Origin of the sequence: Pseudomonas sp. TH39(2020), assembly GCF_016650715.1 — a bacterium.
GTDB classification, from domain to species: domain Bacteria; phylum Pseudomonadota; class Gammaproteobacteria; order Pseudomonadales; family Pseudomonadaceae; genus Aquipseudomonas; species Aquipseudomonas mandelii_C.
Genome location: NZ_JAEKFF010000006.1, coordinates 2506103 through 2530550, shown reverse-complemented (window position 1 = coordinate 2530550; position 24448 = coordinate 2506103). Strand labels below are relative to the sequence as shown.

Sequence of the window (24448 nt, the reverse complement as noted above, 5' to 3'; positions counted from 1 at the left end):
AGTGCATCGTCGAATGTTGTTTTTGTTGTTCGAAGGCCTGAGTCGGTGTTCTAGGGTTGGCGGCTTCCCTCCTCACGCAACAGCGCCTGCAAGGTATCGAGCCGCGCACCGTCGAAGGCAATCACGGTGCCCTGCTCGAACACCCGGCGAGCCAGCCCGGTCAGCACCGCACCGGGCGGCAGTTCGATCTGTAGACGTACGCCGCGCTCGTAGGCGCTTTGTACCGTGCCGCGCCAATCCACCACGCGGCACATGTTGAAAGCCAGGTCATCGCGCAAGGCTTCGATGTTGATGATGGGCCGGGCGCGACTGCCGCTCAGGTAGCCCAGTGCCGGTGTTTTCAGCTGCACCTTGGCGAAGGCTTCGGCCAGGGTTTTCGCAGGTGCGTCCAGCAGCGGGCAGTGGGACGGCACGCTGACGGCCAGACGTTTGGTCAAGCCCGCACCGCGACCTTTCGCCAACTCGGCGACCGCTTTCATCGCGCCATCGCTGCCGGCAATCACCACCTGGTTATCGGCGTTGATGTTGGCCAGGTAAACCGGCGTGTCGACGCTGTGAACCTGCGCCAGCAAACTTTCCACCGTGGCCAGATCCAGTCCCATGATCGCGGTCATGCCGTAACCCTGTGGATAAGCCTGCTGCATCAATTCACCGCGCAGGCTCACCAGATGCAGCGCATCGCTGAAGCTCAAGGCACCGGCAACCACTGCCGCCGGGTAAGCACCGATGGACAATCCCGCCACGTAATCCGCCGTCATTAACAACTGGCGTGAAGCCGCGACGCCAGCGATCAGCAGGCAGAGCTGCACGGCCCTTGTCGATTTCAACGCCTCGGCAGAATCCAGCCGCAATGTATCTTCGCCAAGCACTTCACTCGCCTCGATCACCGTCTCGCGAGGCAAACGATGCAGCATGCCCGGCTGCTGCGCGCCCTGGCCGGGGAACACCAGCAAGCTGCTCACGCTGCTTGCTCCTGTGGATTCCACGGATCAATCACCAGAAAAGCCTGGCTCGCATTTTTCAGCAAAACCCGACGTGCAGAGCTGGCCCATTCGCGCAAGGCGACTGCACCGAATGGCGTCTGCAACTGCATGTCCACCTGGCAGACAGCAGCATCGAGAATCTTCACCAGTTCCTGCGCCTGCACACGATCCAACGGTCGCGGTGTGCGGAGGATCAAGTCGAGATCGCTGCCCTCATGCAATGCCTGAAAACCGCTGGCCAATTCAAACCCGGCACTGCCGCTGACACCCCAAACCCACTCACAGGAATCGAGCATCGGCCGCAGTTGATTGAGGGCGCGCACTGCCGGTAAATCCCGATCAATCGAGACATGGCAAAGCGCTTCCGGCCGGACTTGTCGCTGGATTGCATCGACCGACATCACCGTTGCATAGCGCTGCTCACGCAAACGTCCACGCACACCGACCGCGATGTGATCCGCCGCGCTCAACGCACGCCGAACCACCACCGGTTGACCCGCACTGATCGACTCGATCACCCACGAAGGTGCATCCGCAGGCAACTGCTCCGGGGTCATCCCCCAGAGCAGGTCGTGGGCCAAAAGCGTGTTCACCACTGCTCTCTCAGCAATTGGCGCACCTGGCTCGACGCCGCGCGGTTGCTCGCGCCCAAGCGGCTGCTCAGGTCTCGGCCACTGGTGGCGACATCGCCAATCGCCTGGGTCAGGCATTCAGTCACCCGCGTCAGATCCGCCGCCGTCGGCTGCTCGATCTGTTCCACCGACAAGGTTTCCCAGAGCAACCCAAGGCTCGCGTAGCTGTCGATGTCATACGCCATCGGCGGCACGCTGGCGGCCAGTGCTTCGAGTTCTTCGACGCTGCGCAACGTCACCCGCGCCGCCGAAGCCTTGCCCATCGCATGAACCATCACGCCCGGATCGCGCAGGGCAATCAGCCGATTAGCCTGATACCCATGAGCGAGAAACGCCCCGGACATTGCTTTGCCCACCAGCAAACCGATCACGGCATGGCCGGCCAGTCGGGCGCGGGCATAACTGTCTGCGGCACCGGCCAGGGCCTGATGAATGCCGAGTGCTTCTTCGCGCCGACCGTAGGCCTGACTCGGCACATCGACGATGGCGATCAAGGCGCGTTTCTGCGATTTATCCAGATCCGCTGCGATGACGTCATCCACGGCTTTGGCCAGTCCCCAACCTTCCAGCAAACCGACCTCGCCATTGCGGGCGCGGACGAAACGGTTGTCGGGATCAGCCACCACCGCGATAAAGCGAACGGGTTGGTCACCCAATACACCGTCGGCAACCTTCAACGAAGCGGGCAAACCATCAACCGGTTTGGCGCCCGCACTCAAGGCGTTGAACCAGTTCAAACCTCTCAGGGAATACGAACTCATGAGCGCTCTCCTTGATACAGATCGCGAACCGTCGACGGCTCGATTTGCGGCTCGGCGTCCAGACGGGCCAATCGTTGCAGGAACAGCTCGGCCTGACGGCTGCGTTGTTGCGCAGGCAAACCTTGCTTGAGCAATTCACCGACCTGCTGCTGAACCTGCGCCACATCGTCAGCGACAAAACGATCCACCAAACCACTGGCGAAACGTTGCTCGCCACCGGTCAGGCTCCAGATGAAAGGACGATCACGGGAGTCGTATTCCTCAAGCCCGGCTTCCTGTTCGATCACTTGCGGACCGTTGAGGCCAAGCCGCGCTTCCTGAGTCACCAGCAAATAACTGCACAACCCGGCGGCAATCGACATCCCGCCAAAGCAGCCGACGCTGCCCGCCACCACACCCACCACTGGCTGGTATTGACGCAGATCGACAATCGCCGCATGAATATCGGCAATCGCCGCCAGCCCGAGGTTGGCTTCCTGCAAACGCACGCCACCGGTTTCCAGCAGCAATACGGCGCGAGTGGGAATGCCATTGCGGTTGTCTTCGGCCGCCAGCTCCAGCGCACCGGCAATCTTCGCCCCGCCGACTTCACCGAGGCTGCCGCCCTGAAACGCGCCTTCGATCGCGGCGATCACCACCGGCAAACCGCCGATGCTGCCCTTGGCGATCACCACGCCGTCATCGGCTTGCGGCACTACGCCCTGACGCGACAGCCACGGCGATATGACGCGCTGAAACGGGTCGAGTAATTCGCGGAAGGTGCCCGCGTCGAGCAAGGCTTTCGCCCGTTGCCGGGCGCCGAGTTCGACGAAGCTGTGTTTGTCGAGGAGCGTTGCATTGTCAATCATGGCCGATCTCCTCAAAGCCTTGTTCCAGACGCAAGCGCACCACGCCAGGCGTCGCGCCGAAATCGTGGATATCGATGGCCATCGCCGGCGGTGTCTGACCGTCGAACATCCGCGCGAACAGATGCTGCCAGCGTTGTTCGGCGCCGTTGACCGAGGTCTGCACCTTGATCGTCAGCTTACCGGCCTGGCCCGGCTCGATCAGCACTTCCAGATCGCCCGAGCCGACACAGCCCACCAGCGTCCGGCCGCGTGGCGGCTGCCCGGCAGGGAATTCAAAAGATAAGGTTTCCATCAGAAAGCTCCGGATTCGATGCGGTCGATGAACAAGCAAGCGGCGAGCAAGTCAGCAGCGCCGCCGGGCGAGGCGTTCAACGCGATCAGTTGTTCATCCAAGTCATGCAAACGACGACGACCGCCGAGGCTGGCACTGCCGCCCGCATCGAGCACGGCTTGCGCGCCGAGTTGCATGGTCTGCAGGCCTTGTTCGCCGGCGCGGTAGAGGACGCAGGTGTCGGCCAGATTTGTCATGATCGCCAGCAAGGCATCGAGCCGGGCGTTCTGCTCACCATGACCGGCGGCGCGGCTGCGTTTGAGTTGCGGCAGCGCCCGTTGAATCACTGCCGGGAAACCGAGCTGCGCTTCTTCACGGGCACCGCGAGCGCCATAACGCTGGGCGACTTGCGCACCGTGGCTCAGAGGACGCGGCGCGTAGCGGTCGTCGAGCAAGGCCAGACGTGCGGCGCGCAAAGTGATCGAGCCTGCAGCCGTGGATTCGGGTTCCAGTGCAGCCGACGCGACCAACAGACCCAAGGCCCAAATCGCCCCGCGATGGGTGTTCACCCCGCCCGTGGTGGCGAGCATCACTTCCTCGCCTTCACGACCGATCAGGCCAATGGCTTCGCGCAGTGGCAGACCGACCTCGCCAAATTCGGTGGCGGCCTCCGCCATTTCCTTGAACGCCGGCCACAGGGACAGCGCCGAGGCGTGCATCAGCCCGAGGTGCAAATCGGTGTGCGCGCCATTGCCGCGACGGTCGACCAGCGCCGGTTTCGGCGACAGGTCCGCTTCGTCAATCAGCACGTCCACGGCCAGATCCGCCAGCCGCTCAGCCAGGGACAGGGTTTTCGGTTGCAGGTTAAAGGCGTGCATTACCAGCTCCTGAACTTGGCGGGCGGGTTGTAGAGGCCACCGGACCACTCGACCAGATCAGCCACGCTTTTAGCCGCCAGCAATTCGCGGGTGGCGTCGGTGCGGCGGATACCGAGGTCTTCGGGCAAGGCGATCAGGCCTTCACGGCGCATGCGCGCGGTGTCTTTCGGGTTGTGGCGCAGACCGATGACGGTGACTCCGGCCACGGCCGCGATCATCGCCTGACGTTCTTCCAGCGAACGCGCCTTGTACAAATAGGCGATGCCTTCTTCGGTCAGCAGGTGGGTGACGTCGTCGCCGTAGATCATGATCGGCGCCAGCGGCATGCCGCTTTTTCTCGCCACTTCGACTGCGTCGAGGGTTTCGACGAAGGTCGGTTTGCCGCCCTCCTGGAAAGTCTCGACCATTTGCACCACGAGTTTCTTGCCCCGCTCCAGCAGCGCTTCGGGCGCATCGTCATGGCGCATGTCGAGCCAGGCTGGGGTGCCGTGACGACGACCGCGCGGGTCATGGCCCATGTTCGGCGCACCACCGAAACCGGCCAGGCGGCCGCGCGTCACGGTGGAGGAATGGCCGTCGCCATCGACTTGCAGCGTGGCGCCGATGAACAGGTCCACCGCGTATTGCCCGGCCAGTTGGCAGAACATCCGGTTGGAGCGCAGGGAGCCATCGCGCCCGGTAAAGAACACGTCGGGCCGGGCGGCGATGTAGTTTTCCATGCCCAATTCGGTGCCGAAGCAATGCACGCTTTCGACCCAACCGCTTTCGATGGCCGGGATCAAGGTTGGGTGCGGATTGAGGGTCCAGTTGCGGCAGATCTTGCCCTTCAGGCCGAGGGATTCGCCGTAGGTCGGCAGGATCAATTCGATGGCGGCGGTGTTGAAACCGATGCCGTGGTTCAGGGACTGGACGTTGTGTTTTTCGTAGATCCCGCGGATCGCCATCATCGCCATCAGCACATGCACAGGCTTGATGTGGCGCGGGTCGCGGGTGAACAGCGGTTCGATGTAAAACGGCTTGTCGGCCACCACCACGAAATCTACCCAGGACGCGGGGATGTCGACGCGGGGCAACTCGCTGACATCGTCCACCAGTTGATTGACCTGGACGATGACGATGCCGTCACTGAAGGCGGCCGGTTCGATCAATGCGGGCGTGTCTTCGGTGCTCGGGCCGGTGTAGATGTTGCCGGCACGGTCGGCCATGAAACCGGCCGAGAGCACGACGTTGGGGATCAGGTCGACCACCAGTCGCGCATAGAGCTCGATGTAGGTGTGAATCGCGCCGATTTCCAGCAGGCCATCTTCCAGCAACTGGCTGATACGCAGGCTCTGGGTGCCGGCGAAAGAGAAGTCGAGTTTGCGGGCGATACCGCGTTCAAACAGGTCCAGATGCTCGGAGCGTCCGACGCTGGGCATGATCATGTGCAGATCATGCAGCTTCGCGGGATCAGCCTTGGCCAGGGAGCGGGAGAGGAAATCCGCCTGCTTCTGGTTATTGCCCTCCAGCACCACACGGTCGCCGGGCAGGATCAATGCCTCCAGCGCCGCAACGATTTTGTCGGTGGGCAAGACCACACCGTCGGCGAGACCCCGTACCAGCTCGAGACGCCGCTGCTTTTCGCTGCGCCGCCGCGTCCATCGCGAGTCGGGGGATATTGTTGTTGTCATGACCACTCCACGGGTTCGCTGTCGTGGGAGTCACCTTAGGAGCATTGGGTGGGGGGCATCAATCAAGCGGAGTGTTGGATTGTTACGGTCAGGGTAATGGTTGGTCTGGTTTTCTTTTGTGTGAGTTAAATCCACCCCTCACCCTAACCCTCTCCCCAGAGGGGCGAGGGGACTGACCGAGGTGTCTTACGCTATACATCGACCTGAAAAACCGAGTCGAACTCAAGTTTTGAAAAGCTTGAAGATCGGCTCCCTTTCCCCCTCTCCCCTCTGAGGAGAGGGGACTGACCGAGATGTTCTTGGAGCTACATTGACCTGAGATATCGAGTTGAACTCAGGTTTTGAAAGGCTTGAAGATCGGCTCCCTTTCCCCTCTCCCCTATGGGGAGAGGGCTGGGGTGAGGGGTGGATTTCGAACACACCTAGTTTTTTGTGTTGAAAAATCCGTCCTCAGAACGCTCCACAGCAATCATCGACAAGTCCCAAAAAAGGACCGATCAGTCCCTTTTTGGGACTCTTCAACCTTCATCAGCCAAATGGGGATTTGTGTTTAAAAGTTTCTCCGCAGGAACGGTGTGAGGCTACGCAGTCTGGCGTCGCTGCCTACAGCAATGCCGGAACCCGCTGACTGGTGCGGTTTTGCGTTGATCTTTATCGTTTCCGGGTCGCTGCCAACCTCAGCGACCGGGATTGGAACCCCGTGGTGTTAACGAGGCAAAAGCGCCTTTCATAACGTATGCTTGCGCACCTTTTAATGTGTGCACTCCGTTATGGCGGCTGTGCGCGGGAGACCTTAGTGTCTGTCGGGTTTTGTCCGTTTGCCCGGGTTCCAACCCGCGTACAGCTGCCACCCCTTCGATTGGAACCCGATGGAGCAGCTGAAACTCATTAAATGGAGCTTCACTATGTTCAAACCAACTCCCAACCCGCCGGAAACCGACACCGGTGCCGATGCATCCCTCGAAGCCGAAAAACTCAAGGAAGCCGCCGACCGCGTCTTTTCCTACTACTTCCCACCCCCTGAAAAACCGGGCAAGCGCCGCAAACATCACCTCTTCAGCGTCTCCCCCGATATTGACACCGAAGCCCTTCTGACCAATGCCTCCGAAGACCTGCTGTCCATCAGCGCCATTGCTGCCGATCTGGCGGACGATGTGGAAGGCTCACGCCGTTCTGTAGCCTTGGCGCTCAGCCGCATGGCGGATGGGGTGCAGTTGTTGGTGGAGCGGGCGCTGGATCATCATGAGACGGCGCAGATGAAGGCTCAGGCCGGAGTTTAGCAGTGAAGTATCCGGTAGCTTGACGGCCGCCTTCGCGGGCAAGCCCGCTCCCACAGGTTTTTTGGTTGCCTCAGATAATGGGCACTGCGCGGACATTGTGGGAGCGGGCTTGCCCGCGATGAGGCGGTGAAATCACCACAGTACCCGGATCAGTTGGCTAACCCTGCTGTAATAAGCAACGCCTCCAACGCCAACAAATTCGGCACCTTGGCCACCTGTTCCCCCACCTGCACCGCCGCCTGTTCCAGCGAACACAACGGCACATCCACATAGCTCAACTGACTATCAAGCTTGTAAGACCGCGGAATCCCCTGCACCAGCAAGGCGATGAATTTCAAATCGGGCCGCCCGCCGAGAGCATTGAGAATCACAATCCGCGCCCGCTCACCGATGACGATTTTCTGCCCACACGCCGACTCGAAACTCAGCAACGGAATCTGCCGGTTCCGCCACATGACCCGCCCGAGGTACCACGGTGGAGTGTCGAGGTCGAAGGCGCTGGGTTGGTAATCGATAAGCTCCGCCACCGCGACGTTAGGCAGGATCAGGTTGCGGTCAGCCAGGGGCAGCAGCAGGCCGGTGAGGTTGCTGGTGCGGTGCTCAAGCATGGGTTTTGCTCCACAGGGTGATGCTTTCGAGCAGCACCGATTCCTGGTACGGCTTGCCGAGGTAGTCGTTGACGCCGATGGCCATGGCGCGGTCGCGGTGTTTCTGCCCGGTGCGGGAGGTGATCATGATGATCGGCAGGTGCTGCAGACGTTCATCGGCGCGTACCTGGGTCGCGACTTCAAAACCGTCCATGCGCGGCATTTCGATGTCCAGCAGCATCAGGTCAGGCATGTGGTCTGCAAGCAGCAGCATGGCGTCGACACCGTCCTTGGCGGTCAGCACGTTCATGCCGTGGCGTTCCAGCAGACGGCTGGTGACCTTGCGCACGGTCACCGAGTCATCGACCACCAGCACCAGCAGCGGTTTATGCGGCTCGACCTCCGCGTCCTGAGTCGCTGACTGTTGCGGCACGCGGGCCTGCATCGCGCGGATGGGCGCCAGCAAGTCGAGAATCAGCACCACCCGCCCATCGCCGAGAATCGTGGCCCCGGACAAACCCTGCACCGCTGCAAACTGCGGGCCGAGGCTTTTGACCACGATCTCGCGAGTGCCAGCCATGGAGTCGACTTGCACCGCAATGTGCCGCTCGTTGCACTGCACCAGCAACACCGGCAGCGGCAGGCTCTGCCCCAGCAGTTTCGGGCGGTGGCTGGTTTTCAGCAGTTCGCCGAGGTAACACAGTTCATAGTGTTGCCCGGCGTATTTGTAGGTCGGCGGATCGAGCCGGTAATGCCCTTCAAGCTCGTTGGGCAGCACGCGAACGATGCCGTCGATGGTGTTCAGCGGGATCGCGTACTGATCATCAAAGCACTGCACCATCAGCGCCCGGTTGACCGACACGGTAAACGGCAGGCGAATCCGGAAGTGCACGCCCTGCCCCGGCACAGAGTCGATGCTCATGCTGCCGCCGAGCTGCCGGACCTCTTCATGCACCACGTCCATGCCGACGCCGCGCCCTGAAATCTGGGTGATTTTCTCGGCGGTGGAGAACCCCGGTTCCAGGATGAATTGCAGTACATCGCGGTCGCTGATGTCGTTGTCCGAGGCCAGCAACCCGCGTTTGATCGCCTTGCGCCGCACCGCGTCCAGCGGCACGCCGGCCCCGTCGTCGCGGATGTCGAAAATGATGTCGCCGCCCTCTCGCGACAGGTCGAGGGTGATACGACCCTGAGCCGGTTTACCCGCCGCGATACGCACCTCGGCGGACTCCAGGCCATGATCCACGGCGTTGCGCAGCATGTGTTCCAACGGCGCGGCCATGCGTTCGAGGACGTTGCGGTCCATCTCGCCTTCGGCATTGCCGACGATAAATTCCACGTCCTTGCCCAGTTCGCTGGAGACCTGCCGGACGATCCGCTTCAAGCGCGGCAGCATCCGTTCGAACGGCACCATGCGCGTGCGCATCAGGCCTTCCTGCAATTCGGTGTTGATGCGGCCCTGCTGTTGCAGCAGGTTCTCCGCGTCCTGATTGCGTCGGTCGAGGGTTTCCTTGAGGTCGAGCAAGTCGGAGGCGGATTCGAACAGCGCGCGCGACAGTTGCTGCAACTGTGAGTGGCGATCCATTTCCAGCGGATCGAATTCTTCGTAGCCCAGGCGTTCGGCTTCGACTTGCTGGCGGCTGAGAATCCGCCCTTGGGTTTCAGTATCGAGGCGACGCAACTGGTCGCGCATGCGCTCGATGGTGGTTTCCATTTCGCTCAGAGTCACACGTGCATCGTTGACCTGTTGTTCGATCCGGCCACGGAAGATCGACGTTTCGCCGGCCAGGTTGACCAGATCGTCGAGCAGTTCCGCCGAGACCTTGACCATGTCCGCGCCGGCATCGGGTTGTGGTGCCGGCGTCTCGACTTTCGGCGTTGCACTCGCCACGACCGGTACCGGTGTTTCGGGCACGGCCGGATGACTGAAATTCTTGATCGCGTCGATCAGTTGATCGGCGGGCGGCAATGGCTGACCGGCACGGGTCGCGTCGAGCATCTGCGCCAGTCGGTCGTGGCTGCTTTGCAACAAGCCGAACAACGCGGCGGTGGGTTGCAGCACGCCAGCGGACAGGCCTTCGTAGAGGAATTCCAGCTCATGGGCGAGGTCGCCGATCGGCGCGATTTCCACCATCCGCGCGCCACCCTTGAGGGTGTGTAAATCACGCAGCAGGGTTTCCACTTCCTGACGATTCGAAGGCTCGGCCTGCCAGCGCACCAGCGCCGCGCCGGAGTTTTCGATGATGTCGAAACCTTCTTCGAGGAAGATCTCCAGAAGCTCCGGATCATGCCCTGGTGAATCCTCGGCCCGTGCCGGTTCGACCGTTTCAACAGTGCTGGCGTTGCCCTGGCGAAACTCGCGAATGGCCTCGATCACCTCACCCGGATCGCCCAATGGCCGCTGGTTCTGCAACTGATCAAGCAGCTGCTCGAGCCGGTCATGACTGTGTTGCAGCAGGTGCGCCAAGGCTTCGCTGTAGGCGTAACGGCGGTCCACCAGCCCTTCATAAAGGCTTTCCAGTTCATGGGCCAGCTCACCGACCGGCTCGACCTCGGCCATCCGCGCACCACCCTTGAGGGTGTGCAAATCTCGCTGCAACGACAACAACGGCGCGGCGTTGTCCGGGTCGCTCAGCCAGCGCTGCAAAGCCTGACCGGCGCTTTCGAGGATATCCACCGCCTCTTCGAGGAAGATCGAAACGATCTCATCGTCCAGCTCAACCTGGGTCGCGGTCTGTTCCAGTTCGGCCGTGGCACTGCCCAGTTCCCGGATGCTCAACGTGCGGCTGCCATCGCTGCGAATCAGCCCCATCGCCGACGGATCCAGGCTCTCATCGAGCAACCCGCGCAAGGCCCGAATGCGTTCCGGTTGCGGGCTGACTTCCTGGCCGGCGGCCAGTTCGTCGAGCATGTTGATCAGCGCTTCATGGGCACTTTGCGCCTCATGGAAAAACGCCTCGCTGACCGCCAGGCTGCTTTCTTCCACCGCACCATAGAGGTCGAGCAAGGCTTCGCAGAGTTCATCCACCGGATGCAGATCAGCCAGGTGCGCGCCTTCGCCGAGGGTGGTCAATTCGTCCAGCAATGCGCTGAGTTCCTGACGCTCGCCGGGATGTTGCTGCCAGCGCTGCAACAGGCTTTCGGCGTCCAGCAGGATGTCCATGCCTTGGGCGAGGAAGTTGTTGATCAGTTGCGGATCACGCTTGATGCGCAACCCGGTATTCGGTGCACTCAGGAGCGTTTCCAGGCGCTCGGCCAGCACCGCCTGGGTTCGCTCGATCAATGAGCGGGCGCCGGGAATCTGCGCCAGTGGATCACGCTTGAGCTGTCGCAAGCCGAGACGGAACAAGCCTTCGGCTTCGAGCAGCAGTTCGACTTCGTCCAGGTCGAGGGCGATCAGGTGCGCCTTGTACTCCCGGGTCAGATGATCCAGCGGTCTTGCCAGCTCGGCGATCGGCAATACGCCAGCCATGGAGGCGCTGCCCTTGAGGGTGTGCAGCGCCCGCTGCAACTCGTCGCTGGCGTGCAATGGCACGTGCTCGGCGGCTTTATCGAGGAAACGGTTGAGGCTGCCCAAATGGGTTTCGGCTTCGTTGCGGAAAATCTCAAGCAGCAGCGGATCGAGGGCTGCGACGTCTTGTGCGTCCTCGTCGGGTATCGGCTCATTGCCCTTGGCCAAGGCGTGGGCGCGTGCGGCCAATTGGTCAACGTCGTTGCGCTGGCGCTGGGCATGGTTGGCAAACTCGGCCACCAGTTCCGGCAGCAGATTCAGCGCATCGCCCAGCAGTTGTTGCACCGCCGACCCTGGCGGAACGCTGCGTTCCAGTATGCGGTTGAGCAGGTTTTCCACCGCCCAGGCCAGTTCGCCCAGCACCAGCGCGCGGACCATCCGGCCACTGCCCTTGAGCGTATGGAAGGCCCGGCGCAGTTCACTCAGGGCCGACTTGCTCTCGGGATCGGCCAACCAGCGCGGCAGGTACTCCCGGAGGATTTCCAGGACTTCACCGGTTTCTTCGAGGAACACTTCCCGCAGCTTCATCGTCCACCGGTTCTTCACCGGTGGGTGGCGGCAACAGGCTTCCCGGGGTGGTCAGGGCGGGCGGGTTGACGGAGGACACAGGGCTGGCCAAGACATCGGCCAGTGACTTGACGGTCTCAGGGTCGTCCAGTTCCTGCAGATCCTGCATGACCTGCGCTTCACTCGGGCTGAGCACATCTTCAAGCACCGGTACCTGCTGCTCGCTGGGGAAAAAGCCGAGTGCGGCCAGGCTTTTTCCGCGACGTCGAGCAACTTTTCGCCCGGCGCTTCGGGGTCGTCGCTGAGGCGCTCCAGGTAATACTCGATGCTGGTGATGACGTCGGCCAGGCTGTCCAGCTCCTGCCAGCCGGGGTGATCCGGATCCAGCAGCAGGTGCTCGCGGATGAAGTGGTTGCACGTTTCGATCAGGCTCGCCGCACGGCTCAACGGAATCATCGCCAGCGCACCGCGCACTTGGGTCAGCAAGGCCGGCAATGGCTGCAAGTGCTGGCGATCCCAGTCGGCGTCGATGTAGTCGACGATCATGTCCTTGGCCTGTTGCAGGCAGATGCGCGCTTCCTTGATCACGATCTGATGGATCTGTGTCAGGTCGGTGGTCGGCAGGCGGCTTTCTTCCTGACTTTCCGGCTCGACGGTGCCGACCATGCCGGCCAGCGTCGCTTCGACGTAGAGCAAGGCCCCGGCAACGTCCATCAGGATCGCGTCGTTGGGCTCACGCTGGCCCTGGGCGAGGCTCAGCACCACCGCCAGTTGATCGATGATGACCTTGCGTGGCTGGCCGAAACCGAGCACCGCCAGGGTGTCGGCGATTTGCCGCAGGGGCGCCAGCAGGCTTTCGAGGTCCGAGGTGTGTTGGCGGTCGCTGCGCACGAACAGGTCGAGGCGCTCCTTGACCCGCACCAGCTCTTCACACAAAGCGGCCAGCACCGAACGCATGGCATCGCGGTCGGGACCGGCCAGCCGTGCTCGTTCTTCGTCGACCATCGCGCTGTCAGGCAGCGCGTCGTCCAGTCCGTAGCGATCTTTCATGGTCAGCATCTGCCCGGTGGGATGTTCGGCCTTGGCAATGTAGAACAGCAAACTCTTGAGTAACTCTAGCGGCGCCGGCTGATTGATGCCCGGCATGCCCTGTTCGAGCAGGCGCTTCAGTTCTTTGTCGGCCTCCTTAAACAGACTGCGCAACGCCGGACTGTTAGCAATCGAGCCACCGCGCATGCCTTCGACCAGCGCCGAGGCGACTTGCCACAACGGGCTCAAGGGCGCGTTGCCGCACAGCCCTTCGAGGCGCGCAAAAACCTTGGTCAGGTAACCGAGATTGGTTTCGCCGTCCTGTTCTCGCAGTAATCCGACCAGGGCCATCTGCAACATCTGCCGCAACTTGCGCAGCACGTTCGGTAAATCCGCCGGCTCCAGCAGCGCCAGCGACGCTTCGTCCTGTGGCGGCAGGTCCGGCAGTTGCGGGCTGAACAGGCTGGTTTCCGACAACAGGCTTTCACCACGAGCGCTGCGCAGATCGTTGATCAGTGGCAACACGACCAGCGGCAGGTCGCGGCGCGCACCTTGCACCCGATCAAGGTAAATCGGCAGCTGCCCAAGGGCTTGCAGCAACAGGTGGAGCGTCTCATCGCGATGACTGACGCGGTTCTGTTGCAAGGCGGTGGTCAGATGTTCCATCTCTTCGGCGAGCAGCGCCGCGCCGTAGAACTCGACCATCTGCAAACTGCCGTGAACCTGATGGACGCATGCCAGGCATTCACTGAGGGCGTGCGTCGCCTGCGGGTCATCAAGCAACGTTTCAATCGCCTGGTGAGCCACTTTCAGCGTTTCGGCAATCTCGCCTTTGACCCACTCGAGGGCCACATAGTCGTGCCGATCACCCATAACCACTCCAAATCACTGCTCTACTCAAAAAAAGCATTCGCTCGCAGGCGTTTCACACTTTATCCACAGCCGCAGCCTTGGCGGCCGGCAAGGTGAAACCGGACACCGAACGCCGCAGCTGGCTGGCCATTTTCGCCAGGTTGCCAATGCTCTCGGCGGTGGCGGTGGAGCCGGACGAGGTCTGCGTGGTGATCTGCTGGATCACGTTCATCGTCAGGGAAATCTGACCGGCCGAGGACGTCTGTTGCTGCGCGGCGTTGGAAATACTCTGGATCAACGCGGCGAGGGTCTTCGACACGCCTTCGATTTCTTCCAGGGCCACTCCGGCATCCTGCGCCAGACGAGCGCCACGCACCACTTCGGTGGTGGTCTGCTCCATGGAAATCACCGCTTCGTTGGTGTCAGTCTGAATCGCCCGCACCAGGGTTTCGATCTGCCGGGTGGCGGCGGACGAGCGCTCGGCCAGCCGCTGGACTTCATCGGCGACCACCGCAAAACCGCGCCCGGCATCACCGGCCATGGAGGCCTGGATCGCCGCGTTGAGCGCAAGAATGTTGGTTTGGTCGGCAATGTCATCGATCAGGCTGACAATGTCGCCGATTTCCTGAGAAGACTCGCCAAGGCGTTTGATGCGCTTGGCGGTGTCTTGAATCTGCTCGCGAATATTGTCCATACCGTGGATGGTGTTGTGCACCACCTCGTTGCCCTTGTTGGCGATTTCCACCGAGCGTTCGGCCACCGCCGATGATTCAGCAGCGTTGGCCGAGACCTGATCGATAGACTGGGCCATGTCGTTGATCGCGGTGGAGGCTTCCGCAATCTGCTGCGCCTGATGCTCCGAAGCCTGGGCCAGGTGCATGGCGGTGGCCTGGGTTTCCTGCACGGCAGCAGCGACCTGGCCAGCGGTGAGGTTGATGGTCGCCACCAGATCGCGCAATTGGTCCACGGAATAGTTGATCGAGTCGGCGATGGTCCCGGTGAAGTCTTCGGTCACCGAGGCGGTCACGGTCAGGTCGCCGTCCGCCAGGTCTTCGATCTCGTCGAGCAGGCGCATGATCGCGTTCTGGTTACGCTCGTTCTTCTCGGCCGTTTCGCGCAGTTGACGATTGGTTTCCCGGACCATCACCAGGCCAATGAGGATGATCGACATCAGCGCCAACAGGCCCAGCACGTAGCCGCCAATGGTGTCAGTGCTGCGCCCGCCAGCCAGGTTTTCGAAACCGCCGGCCAGGTGCGAGGCTTCCTCGAGCAGGGTCTGCGACAGGGTGAAGATATTGGTGGCCGATTCACGGACCTTGAACAGCTCCGGCGAGGTTTCGAGGATTTCATCCACCGAACCCGAGACGAATTCGAACAGCTCGGAAATCTCGATCAACCGCGCACGAGCATCGCGGTCTTCAACCTGGCTGACTTTCAGTGACGGATTGCCCTGGAGCATGCCGTTGAGCACCTGGCCGAATCGCGCCGCATCACGACCGAAGGCGTCGGCGGCCTGCTGCGAGTTTTCATCACCGGACAGCACGGTGTTCACCGCACCGAGAATCCGTTCAGCCAATAGCGACTGACGCTGCGCCATGGCCACCTGCGCGGCCGGGGCCCCGCGCTGGAGGAGCGTTTCGACGACTTTTTCGTACTCGACCTGCAACTGCGGCACGGTTTCGGCCAGGGTCGCGGCGACTTGATGCAGCGACAGCACGGTCTGTTCGCTGGAGAGGATCGCGTCGGTGTTTTTCAGCAAGCGTTCCCAGTCCAGTTGCACGGCGCGCATTTCCGGGCGCACGGTGGATGGCGCTGGCGGCAGGCCGGTGGCTGGGTCGCCTTTCTTCAGATAGCCCCAGCGTTGGGCAAAGTCATTGCGCGCATCGCTCAGCAGCTTGAACGCCGCAGCCTTGCCGGCAGCCGCTTCGGTGGCGTTCTTGGCAATGCGCTGGGACAACACGCGCAGCTCACCGGCGTGGCCGATGTACTGTTTGTCGTACGTGGCCTGGGTGTTGAGGTACGCGAAGTTGGCGAACAGCAGCATGATGAAGACGATCAGCGCGATGAACAGCGCGATGATCTGTGACCGGCTGCGCGACCCTTCTGGCTTGCCTGTTTTTGCTTTTATCATCGGTCCTCGCCTGTTAACCAACACCTGTGAACCTTGCCGAGAACCCTGTGGGAGCGAGCCTGCTCGCGATTCAGGCGCCGCGGTGCATCAGAAAAACCGCGTTATCGTTCAATCGCGAGCAGGCTCGCTCCCACAGGGGATGGTTCGGCGGTCAAATGGCCACGTTCATGAATCCTTGTGACTGCACCAATGCAAACGGGCTGAACACCTGCCAGGTCTGCTCACGCTGAAACCGGCCTTTGATGAATGGTGCAATCGGGCCGCTCAAGGTATCTACCGGCTCAAGGCTGTCCTGGGCAAAGTGCTGCAAGCCGAAAACTTCATCGACCATCAACCCGGTAAACACCTCGTTATGCTCCACCACCAAGACCCGGCGCTGCTTGCGCACAGCTGACAGCTCATGCCCAGGCTCGTTACCAGAAAAGAAGCCACACAAATCGATGATCGGCAACAGACGCCCGCGCAGGTTGGCCACGCCCTTGACCCAGGGTCTGACCCCCGGCAGCTGGGTACACCTCGGCTCGTGCAACACTTCGCTGACCTCGCCCATCGGCGCGACGTACCAGTGTTCGCCCAGACGGAAGCCGATGCCGCTCCAACTGTCTTGTCGGGTCGGCTGGGACGGCAAGTCCGCCGCCAGCAGACGACAACGCTGGTCGATCTGCAGCAGCAGTTCGAAAGCCGTCAGCGACTCGGTCATGGCCGGACGATCAACCGGCCAGCACGTTGTTCAGGGTTTTGATCAGGGTTTCTTCGTCGACCGGTTTGGTCAGGTAGTCCTTGGCGCCCTGGCGCGTGCCCCAGACCTTGTCGGTTTCCTGATCCTTGGTGGTGATGATGATCACCGGGATGTGCCCGGTTTCCGGGTCTTTGGTCAGCTGACGGGTCGCCTGGAAACCGTTGAGGCCAGGCATGACGATGTCCATCAGCACCGCGTCGGGTTTTTCCTGACGGGCCAGCGCCACGCCGTCGGCGCCGTTTTCGGCTTTCAACACTTCATGACCGTGCTTTTCCAGCATGCCGGTCAGTTTGTACATTTCGGTCGGCGAATCATCGACGATCAGAATACGTGCCATGGTCTTCCCCATTCTTGTCGACGCCGGGCCCGCTGGCCGAGCGTCACTGTGCGTGTCCTACTGCGGCAAAACGGCGGCGAAGCCCGGAACATGGGCCTGGATCGCGTTCAGCAGTTCTTCCTTGCTGAAAGGCTTGGTCAAAAACTGGTCGGAGCCGACGATGCGCCCCTTGGCCTTGTCGAACAGCCCGTCCTTGGACGACAGCATAATCACTGGCGTGGACTTGAACGCACTGTTGTTCTTGATTAAAGCGCAGGTCTGATAACCATCCAGACGCGGCATCATGATGTCGACAAAGATAATGCCGGGGTGATTGTCGGCAATCTTGGCCAGGGCATCGAAACCATCGATGGCCGTGATCACTTCACAACCCACGTTCTTCAACAGCGTTTCGGCGGTGCGGCGAATCGTTTTCGAATCGTCGATCACCATGACCTTCAAGGCGCTGGAATGCTGTTCCATATTTGCTCTACCGTCGCCTTTGCGAATCAAATTGTCCGTTTTCGGGTTACCGGCGGCTCGAAACCCTTGATGTTCAAGGGCCAGCGCGACATGGCAGCCTTTTTAGCACAGTCTCCAAAACCAATCTATCGGCCAACCCTGGCAGTGGTTTTTCCTTGACCGGGAACACACTCAGCGCCACTCTGACGCCACTTTTGCAGGTCACTGCGACCCACCCAATTTCGAGGAAAAACCCATGAGCGTTCGCGTCGGGATTGTCATGGACCCTATCGCCAGCATCTCCTATAAAAAGGATAGCTCGCTGGCCATGCTGCTGGCCGCACAGAAGCGCGGCTGGGAACTGTTCTATATGGAACAGGGCGACTTGTACCAGGCCGAAGGCGAAGCGCGGGCGCGGATGCGTCCGTTGAAAGTCTTCGCCAACCCGGAAAAATGGTTCGAGCTCGAAGCCGAGACCGACGCGCTGCTGAGCGATCTGGACGTGATCCTGATGCGCAAGGATCCGCCGTTCGACATGGAATTCGTCTACTCCACTTACCTGCTGGAGCAAGCCGAACGCGCTGGCGTGCTGGTGGTCAACAAGCCGCAAAGCCTGCGCGACTGCAACGAAAAGCTGTTCGCCACGTTGTTCCCGCAGTGCACGCCGCCGACCATCGTCAGCCGTCGCCCGGACGTACTGCGTGAATTCGCCGATCACCACGGCGACGTGATCCTCAAGCCGCTGGATGGCATGGGCGGTTCTTCGATCTTCCGTCACACCGCTGGCCACCCGAACCTGTCGGTGATCCTCGAAACCCTGACCCTGCATGGCAAACAGCAGATCATGATTCAGGGTTACCTGCCGGCGATCGTCGATGGCGACAAGCGCATCCTGATGATCGACGGCGAGCCGGTGGATTACTGCCTGGCGCGAATTCCTGCCGCCGGTGAAACCCGTGGCAACCTCGCCGCCGGTGGCCGTGGCGAAGCCCGACCGTTGACCGAGAAAGATCGCTGGATCGCCGCACAAGTCGGCCCGACCCTGCGTGAAAAAGGCCTGCTGTTCGTCGGTCTCGACGTGATCGGCGAGCATCTGACGGAAATCAACGTCACCAGCCCGACCTGCATTCGCGAGATTGATAATGCGTTTGGCACCGACATCGGTGGCCTGCTGATGGATGCCATCGATCAGAAGCTCAAGGCCCGTTGATATAGAACAGCCAAGAAACGACCAACATTGCGTTATCATCCGCGGCCTGTGAAAAACGCGATGTTGGTTTTTTTGTCATGACGCTCCCGTCCGATCTGCCCGCTGAACTCGCCCATCGTGGCGTGCGCCCGGCTGATCGCCTCGGTTTTACCCTGTTTCTCGCGGCGCTGATTCATTTGGCCTTGCTGTTGGGCGTCGGCTTTACGATGGTCGAACCCAAGCAAATCAGCAAAACCCTGGAAATCACCCTCGCCACCTTCAAAAGCGAAAAGAAGCCTGAGAAAGCCGATTTCCTCGCTCAAGAGAATCAGGAAGGCAGCGGCACCCTGGATAAAAAGGCAATTCCCAAGACCACCGAGGTCGCGCCTTTCCAGGACAATAAGGTGCAGAAAGTCACGCCACCGCCAGCGGCCAAGCCTGAAGTGCAGGAAGCCGCACCGAAGGCAGCCGTGACCACCATCGCGCCCAAGCCAAAAAAGGCCGCGGCCAAAACTGAAGAACCCAAGCCCGCCACCAAACCCGCAGTCGCCGCGCCGACCTTCGACAGTGAACAGCTGTCCAACAGCATCGCCAGCCTGGAAGCGGAACTGGCCAACGAACAACAGTTGTATGCCAAGCGCCCGCGTATCCACCGTCTGAGCGCCGCGTCGACCATGCGCGACAAAGGCGCCTGGTATAAGGACGAGTGGCGCAAGAAAGTCGAGCGCATCGGTAATCTGAATTACCCCGACGAAGCGCGACGCAAGCAGATCTACGGCAACTTGCGCCTGATGGTTTCGATCAACCGCGATGGCTCTCTCTATGAAGTGCTGGTACTGGAGTCGTCCGGGCAACCGCTGCTGGATCAGGCGGCGCAGCGCATCGTGCGGCTGGCGGCGCCATTTTCACCGTTTACCGGAGATTTGTCGGATATCGACCGTCTGGAAATCATCCGCACGTGGAAGTTTGCCCGCGGGGACAAGCTCTCCAGCAACTGACACCTCACAAATCCTCTTTTGGGAGCGAGCCTGCTCGCGAATGCGGTGTGTCAGCCAACATTAATGTCACTGGTACGCCCTCTTCGCGAGCAGGCTCGCTCCCACATTTGATCTCGGTTGTTTGCAGGATTGGGACAATTCCAACGCATCCTCAGCTTGTCAGTTCGCCCCTCCAACGCCACACTAGCGCTCATGAAGAACGTCAGCCCCAGCTACCTCAAGCATCACTTCCTGATCGCCATGCCTCACATGGTCGACCCGAACTTTGCGCACACCTTGACCTACATCGTCGAGCACACGGCCAATGGTGCCATGGGGCTGGTGGTCAATCGTCCGCAAGACCTCAACCTGGCCGATATCCTCGAGCAACTGCGTCCCGACATCGAACCGCCGATGCTCTGCCAGCATGTGCCGATCTTCATCGGCGGCCCGGTGCAGACCGACCGCGGTTTTGTTCTCCACCCCTCCGGGCAGAGTTATCAGGCCACCGTTGAGCTTGATGAGAAACTGGCCCTGTCGACCTCCCAGGACGTACTGTTCGCCATCGCCGACGGCGTCGGTCCGGCGAAAAGCCTGATCGCCCTCGGTTACGCTGGCTGGGAAGCCGGGCAGCTGGAAGCCGAACTGGCCCAGAACGCCTGGCTGACCTGCCCGTTCGATGCCGATATTTTGTTCAACACCAGCAGCGAACTGCGCCTGGAAGCAGCGGCCAAGCACCTGGGCGTCAATCTCAGCCTGCTGACCAGCCAGGCGGGACACGCCTGATGGCCCTGCGCCTGATTTTGGGTTTCGATTACGGCACCAAACAGATCGGCGTTGCGGTCGGCCAGGTGATTACCGGTCAGGCCCGCGAGCTGTGTACCTTGAAGGCACAAAACGGTATTCCCGACTGGAATCAGGTCGAAGCCCTGATTAAAGAGTGGAAACCCGATGCCGTGGTGGTGGGCCTGCCCTTGAACATGGACGGCACGCCGAGCGACATGTGCCTGCGCGCCGAGAAATTCGCCCGCCGCCTCAACGGCCGCTACAACCTGCCCTTCTATACCCACGATGAACGCCTGACCACCTTCGAAGCCAAGGGTGAACGACGTGATCGTGGCGGACAAAAGGGCAGCTATCGCGACAACCCGGTGGACGCCATCGCCGCCGCCCTGCTGCTGCAAGGCTGGCTCGACGAAAACACCGCATTGTTCGAATCCTGAAGAGCCGCAACAAGCGTCTCTACTTAGCGACAACCCGAGCCACCTCTCCAGCAGAGCCCGGCTCGGGCCCAAGAAGGAGCAACCATGAGCCTGCCCAATCCCGCCGAACTGATCAGCCAGATGGCGACCCGTCTCAAGGCGCACCTGGAACACCGTGGCATCAGCGAACCGCGCTACATCGGTATTCGTACCGGCGGCGTCTGGGTCGCCCAGGCGTTGCTCGATGAACTGGGCAGCGATTCGCCCCTCGGCACCCTGGACGTCTCCTTCTACCGCGACGACTTCAGCCAGAACGGCCTGCACCCGCAAGTGCGCCCTTCGGCTCTGCCGTTCGAGATCGAAGGCCAGCACCTGGTGCTGATCGATGACGTGCTGATGAGCGGCCGGACCATCCGCGCCGCCCTCAATGAGCTGTTCGACTACGGCCGCCCGGCCAGCGTGACATTGGTGTGCCTGCTGGACCTGGACGCCGGCGAGCTGCCAATCCGCCCGAACGTGGTCGGCGCGACCCTGTCGCTGGCCGCCCACGAACGGGTGAAACTGTCCGGCCCGGAACTCAAGCTCGAACTGCAAGAGCTCGCCCTTTAATTCGCCCTATTGAGAGTCCCCCTCGCGATGACGCCTCTAGAAACCAAGCGCCCGCTGCAGCTCAATGATCAGGGCCAGCTGCGCCACTTCCTCTCGCTCGACGGTTTACGCCGCGAGCTGCTGACGGAAATCCTCGACACCGCCGACTCGTTCCTCGAAGTCGGTGCCCGGGCGGTGAAGAAAGTCCCGTTGTTGCGCGGCAAGACCGTGTGCAACGTGTTCTTCGAGAACTCCACCCGCACCCGCACCACCTTCGAACTGGCGGCCCAGCGGCTGTCGGCGGACGTGATCACACTGAACGTGTCCACGTCGTCGGCAAGCAAGGGCGAAACCCTGCTCGACACCCTGCGCAACCTGGAAGCCATGGCCGCCGACATGTTCGTCGTGCGTCACGGTGATTCCGGCGCGGCGCACTTCATCGCCGAACATGTCTGCCCGCAAGTGGCGATCATCAACGGCGGCGACGGCCGTCACGCGCACCCGACCCAGGGCATGCTCGACATGCTCACCATCCGTCGGCACAAGGGCGGCTTCGAAAACCTTTCCGTAGCCATCGTCGGCGACATCCTACACTCGCGGGTCGCGCGCTCGAACATGCTGGCGCTGAAAACCCTCGGCTGTCCGGATATCCGCGTGATCGCGCCGAAAACCCTGCTGCCAATCGGCGTCGAGCAGTACGGTGTGAAGGTTTACACCGACATGACCGAAGGCCTGAAAGACGTCGACGTGGTGATCATGCTGCGCCTGCAGCGTGAACGCATGACCGGCGGCCTGTTGCCGAGCGAAGGTGAGTTCTACCGCCTCTTCGGCCTGACCACCGCGCGCCTGGCCGGCGCCAAACCGGATTGCATCGTCATGCACCCGGGGCCGATCAACCGTGGTGTGGAGATTGAGTCGGCGGTGGCCGATGGCCCGCACTCGGTGATCCTCAACCAGGTTACCTATGGCATCGCGATTCGTATGGCCGTGTTGTCCATGGCCATGAGCGGGCAGACTGCCCAGCGCCAATTCGAGCAGGAGAACGCCCAGTGAAGCTCAGCATTCTCGGCGCCCGCGTCATCGATCCAGCCAGCGGCCTGGATCAAGTTACCGATATCCATATTGAAGCCTGCAAGATCATTGCCCTTGGCGCCGCGCCAGCCGGTTTTGTCGCCGTCGACACCCTCGACGCCAAAGGCCTGGTCGCCGCCCCTGGGCTGGTTGACCTGAACGTCGCCCTGCGCGAGCCGGGCTACAGCCGTAAAGGTTCAATCGTCAGTGAAACCCGCGCCGCCGCGGCCGGTGGCGTCACCAGCCTGTGCTGCCCGCCGAAAACCAAACCGGTGCTGGACACCTCGGCCGTGGCCGAACTGATCCTCGACCGCGCCCGCGAAGCCGGCAACACCAAAGTGTTCCCGATCGGCGCCCTGAGCAAAGGCCTGGACGGCGAACAGTTGGCCGAACTGGTCGCCTTGCGCGATGCTGGTTGCGTGGCCTTCGGCAACGGCCTGGACAGTTTCCGCAACACCCGTACGCTGTGTCGGGCGCTGGAATACGCCGCAACATTCGACCTGACGGTGATTTTCAACTCTCAGGACCATGACCTGGCCGAAGGTGGCCTGGCTCACGAAGGCCCGACCGCCAGTTTCCTCGGTTTGCCGGGCATTCCCGAAACCGCCGAAACCGTGGCTCTCGCGCGGGATCTGCTGCTGGTCGAGCAAAGTGGCGTGCGCGCGCACTTCAGCCAGCTCACTAGCGCCCGTGGCGTGGCCCTGATCGCTCAGGCCCAGGCTCGCGGCCTGCCGGTGACGGCCGATGTCGCCCTGTATCAGCTGATCCTGACCGACGAAGCGCTGATCGACTTCAGCAGCCTCTATCACGTCCAGCCGCCGCTGCGCACCCGCGCCGACCGCGATGGCCTGCGTGAAGCGGTGAAATCGGGTGTGATCTCGGCGATCTCCAGTCATCACCAACCCCACGAGCGGGATGCCAAACTGGCGCCGTTCGGGGCCACCGAGCCGGGCATCAGTAGCGTTGAACTGCTGCTGCCGTTGGCGATGACACTGGTTGAGGATGGTTTGCTGGATCTGCCGACGCTATTGGCGCGCTTGAGCACCGGACCTGCCGAGGCATTGCGCCTGCCGGCGGGCAAACTGGCGGTAGGTGGACCGGCGGACATCGTGCTGTTCGATCCGGCGGCTTCGACCGTGGCCGGCGAAACCTGGCTGTCCAAAGGTGAAAACTGCCCGTTCATTGGCCACAGCCTGCCGGGCGTGGTGCGTTACACCCTGGTGGATGGACGCATTAGCCACCAGGCGTAAGCGCGACCTGATCGTTCCCACGCTCCGCGTGGGAATGCAGCCCGGGACGCTCCGCGTCCCTTCCGAAGCGGACGCGGAGCGTCCATTGAGGCATTCCCACGCAGAGCGTGGGAACGATCATCACTGGAAAGCGCCTCTGTTCTGCGCATTGCGAATCGACACCTGATCATTCAGCGTCCAGAAGTCATACAGCACCCCCAGGAAAAACAACCCGCCCGTCACCAGGTACAGCAATCCGCTGATCCACTTCCCCTGATACATGCGGTGTACGCCGAATACCCCAAGAAACGTCAGCAGAATCCACGCTACGTTGTACTCAATGGGCCCGGCGGTAAAACGCAGGTCCGCTTCACGATCCATGGCCGGGATCAGAAACACGTCGATCAGCCAACCGATACCCAACAAACCGAAGGTGAAGAACCAGATCGTCCCCGTCACCGGCTTGCCGTAATAGAAGCGGTGAGCGCCGGTAAAACCGAAAATCCACAGCAGGTAACCGATGACTTTGCTGTGCGTGTCTTGATGCGGAACGGGCGGTTGATAGGTGTTCATGAAGGACCTCGATTCACACGATAGATAAATATTCTTTAAATCTTTGTGACTTTTTTACAGGTTGCCGACGTATGGCAAATGCTACTGTCTCTCCCGTCAAAGCCTTATAACACCTGACTTGTGTCCGACAATCGCGTCCATTTTCTGCTTATTTGGTTCCGT

At 61.4% G+C, this 24448-nt stretch carries 21 protein-coding genes and 1 pseudogene; 8 read left to right on the top strand and 14 right to left on the bottom strand.

Features of this window, described 5'->3' with window-relative positions:
- Nucleotides 1-50: 50 nt before the first annotated feature.
- The 7 genes from mdcH to mdcA are packed head-to-tail and all read right to left on the bottom strand — an operon-like array spanning nt 51 to nt 6043.
- Nucleotides 51-962: a malonate decarboxylase subunit epsilon gene (gene mdcH / locus JFU47_RS19310; RefSeq protein ID WP_201184934.1), complete on the bottom strand. Its 912-nt coding sequence runs from the start codon at nt 960-962 to the stop codon at nt 51-53.
- Complete coding sequence (locus JFU47_RS19305) at nt 959-1579, bottom strand: malonate decarboxylase holo-ACP synthase (RefSeq protein ID WP_201184932.1); 621 nt, start codon at nt 1577-1579, stop codon at nt 959-961. The genes mdcH and JFU47_RS19305 overlap by 4 nt, the downstream gene beginning before the upstream one ends.
- Entirely contained in the window at nt 1573-2376 is an 804-nt protein-coding gene (mdcE, locus tag JFU47_RS19300; protein ID WP_201184929.1) for a biotin-independent malonate decarboxylase subunit gamma, read from the bottom strand. The genes JFU47_RS19305 and mdcE overlap by 7 nt, the downstream gene beginning before the upstream one ends.
- A complete protein-coding gene (locus tag JFU47_RS19295; protein WP_201184927.1) occupies nt 2373-3224 on the bottom strand; it encodes a biotin-independent malonate decarboxylase subunit beta in 852 nt (283 codons plus the stop codon). Before JFU47_RS19295 ends, mdcE begins: the two co-directional genes overlap by 4 nt.
- Nucleotides 3217-3516 (bottom strand): malonate decarboxylase subunit delta, encoded by a 300-nt coding sequence (locus JFU47_RS19290; protein WP_008026217.1) that lies wholly within the window; start codon nt 3514-3516, stop codon nt 3217-3219. The genes JFU47_RS19295 and JFU47_RS19290 overlap by 8 nt, the downstream gene beginning before the upstream one ends.
- Nucleotides 3516-4373: a triphosphoribosyl-dephospho-CoA synthase gene (locus JFU47_RS19285; RefSeq protein WP_201184925.1), complete on the bottom strand. Its 858-nt coding sequence runs from the start codon at nt 4371-4373 to the stop codon at nt 3516-3518. Before JFU47_RS19285 ends, JFU47_RS19290 begins: the two co-directional genes overlap by 1 nt.
- Entirely contained in the window at nt 4373-6043 is a 1671-nt protein-coding gene (gene mdcA, locus JFU47_RS19280; RefSeq protein ID WP_134420658.1) for a malonate decarboxylase subunit alpha, read from the bottom strand. Before mdcA ends, JFU47_RS19285 begins: the two co-directional genes overlap by 1 nt.
- A 905-nt stretch (nt 6044-6948) precedes the next feature.
- On the opposite strand from mdcA, the gene JFU47_RS19275 reads away from it, so the two are divergent.
- Nucleotides 6949-7323, top strand: coding sequence for a DUF6124 family protein (locus JFU47_RS19275; protein ID WP_201184923.1), 375 nt, complete (start codon nt 6949-6951; stop codon nt 7321-7323).
- Nucleotides 7324-7472: 149 nt separating this feature from the next.
- On the opposite strand, the gene JFU47_RS19270 is transcribed toward JFU47_RS19275, so the two are convergent.
- The 6 genes and pseudogenes from JFU47_RS19270 to pilG form a co-directional block, all read right to left on the bottom strand.
- Nucleotides 7473-7931, bottom strand: coding sequence for a chemotaxis protein CheW (locus tag JFU47_RS19270; protein ID WP_201184921.1), 459 nt, complete (start codon nt 7929-7931; stop codon nt 7473-7475).
- A pseudogene (locus JFU47_RS19265) lies at nt 7924-13830 on the bottom strand (Hpt domain-containing protein). Before JFU47_RS19265 ends, JFU47_RS19270 begins: the two are co-directional and overlap by 8 nt.
- A 52-nt stretch (nt 13831-13882) precedes the next feature.
- Nucleotides 13883-15940: a methyl-accepting chemotaxis protein gene (locus JFU47_RS19260; protein WP_201184919.1), complete on the bottom strand. Its 2058-nt coding sequence runs from the start codon at nt 15938-15940 to the stop codon at nt 13883-13885.
- 151 nt (nt 15941-16091) lie between these two features.
- Nucleotides 16092-16640, bottom strand: a complete 549-nt coding sequence (locus tag JFU47_RS19255; RefSeq protein WP_140675023.1) for a chemotaxis protein CheW — start codon at nt 16638-16640, stop codon at nt 16092-16094.
- A 10-nt stretch (nt 16641-16650) separates the two neighbouring features.
- Complete coding sequence (gene pilH, locus JFU47_RS19250) at nt 16651-17016, bottom strand: twitching motility response regulator PilH (protein ID WP_008068134.1); 366 nt, start codon at nt 17014-17016, stop codon at nt 16651-16653.
- A gap of 57 nt (nt 17017-17073) precedes the next feature.
- Nucleotides 17074-17478 carry a twitching motility response regulator PilG gene (pilG, locus tag JFU47_RS19245; RefSeq protein WP_008152601.1) on the bottom strand — a complete coding sequence of 135 codons (405 nt, stop codon included), beginning with the start codon at nt 17476-17478 and terminating at the stop codon, nt 17074-17076.
- A gap of 235 nt (nt 17479-17713) precedes the next feature.
- Here pilG and gshB point away from each other — a divergent pair, with 235 nt between their 5' ends.
- The 7 genes from gshB (at nt 17714) to JFU47_RS19210 (ending at nt 23734) form a co-directional block, all read left to right on the top strand.
- Nucleotides 17714-18667: a glutathione synthase gene (gshB, locus tag JFU47_RS19240; RefSeq protein WP_008152603.1), complete on the top strand. Its 954-nt coding sequence runs from the start codon at nt 17714-17716 to the stop codon at nt 18665-18667.
- 77 nt (nt 18668-18744) lie between these two features.
- The gene (locus JFU47_RS19235; protein WP_201184917.1) at nt 18745-19644 is read left to right on the top strand and encodes an energy transducer TonB; all 900 of its coding nucleotides are present in this window, start codon (nt 18745-18747) and stop codon (nt 19642-19644) included.
- A gap of 192 nt (nt 19645-19836) precedes the next feature.
- Complete coding sequence (locus JFU47_RS19230) at nt 19837-20409, top strand: YqgE/AlgH family protein (RefSeq protein ID WP_140675032.1); 573 nt, start codon at nt 19837-19839, stop codon at nt 20407-20409.
- A complete protein-coding gene (gene ruvX / locus JFU47_RS19225; protein WP_005792259.1) occupies nt 20409-20846 on the top strand; it encodes a Holliday junction resolvase RuvX in 438 nt (145 codons plus the stop codon). Before JFU47_RS19230 ends, ruvX begins: the two co-directional genes overlap by 1 nt.
- An 84-nt stretch (nt 20847-20930) precedes the next feature.
- Nucleotides 20931-21434: a bifunctional pyr operon transcriptional regulator/uracil phosphoribosyltransferase PyrR gene (gene pyrR / locus JFU47_RS19220; RefSeq protein WP_201184914.1), complete on the top strand. Its 504-nt coding sequence runs from the start codon at nt 20931-20933 to the stop codon at nt 21432-21434.
- Nucleotides 21435-21461: 27 nt separating this feature from the next.
- Complete coding sequence (locus tag JFU47_RS19215; protein ID WP_074871640.1) at nt 21462-22466, top strand: aspartate carbamoyltransferase catalytic subunit; 1005 nt, start codon at nt 21462-21464, stop codon at nt 22464-22466.
- Nucleotides 22463-23734: a dihydroorotase gene (locus JFU47_RS19210; protein ID WP_140675035.1), complete on the top strand. Its 1272-nt coding sequence runs from the start codon at nt 22463-22465 to the stop codon at nt 23732-23734. Before JFU47_RS19215 ends, JFU47_RS19210 begins: the two co-directional genes overlap by 4 nt.
- A 120-nt stretch (nt 23735-23854) precedes the next feature.
- On the opposite strand, the gene JFU47_RS19205 is transcribed toward JFU47_RS19210, so the two are convergent.
- Nucleotides 23855-24286, bottom strand: coding sequence for an NINE protein (locus JFU47_RS19205; protein WP_201184912.1), 432 nt, complete (start codon nt 24284-24286; stop codon nt 23855-23857).
- Between the last annotated feature and the right edge of the window lie 162 nt (nt 24287-24448).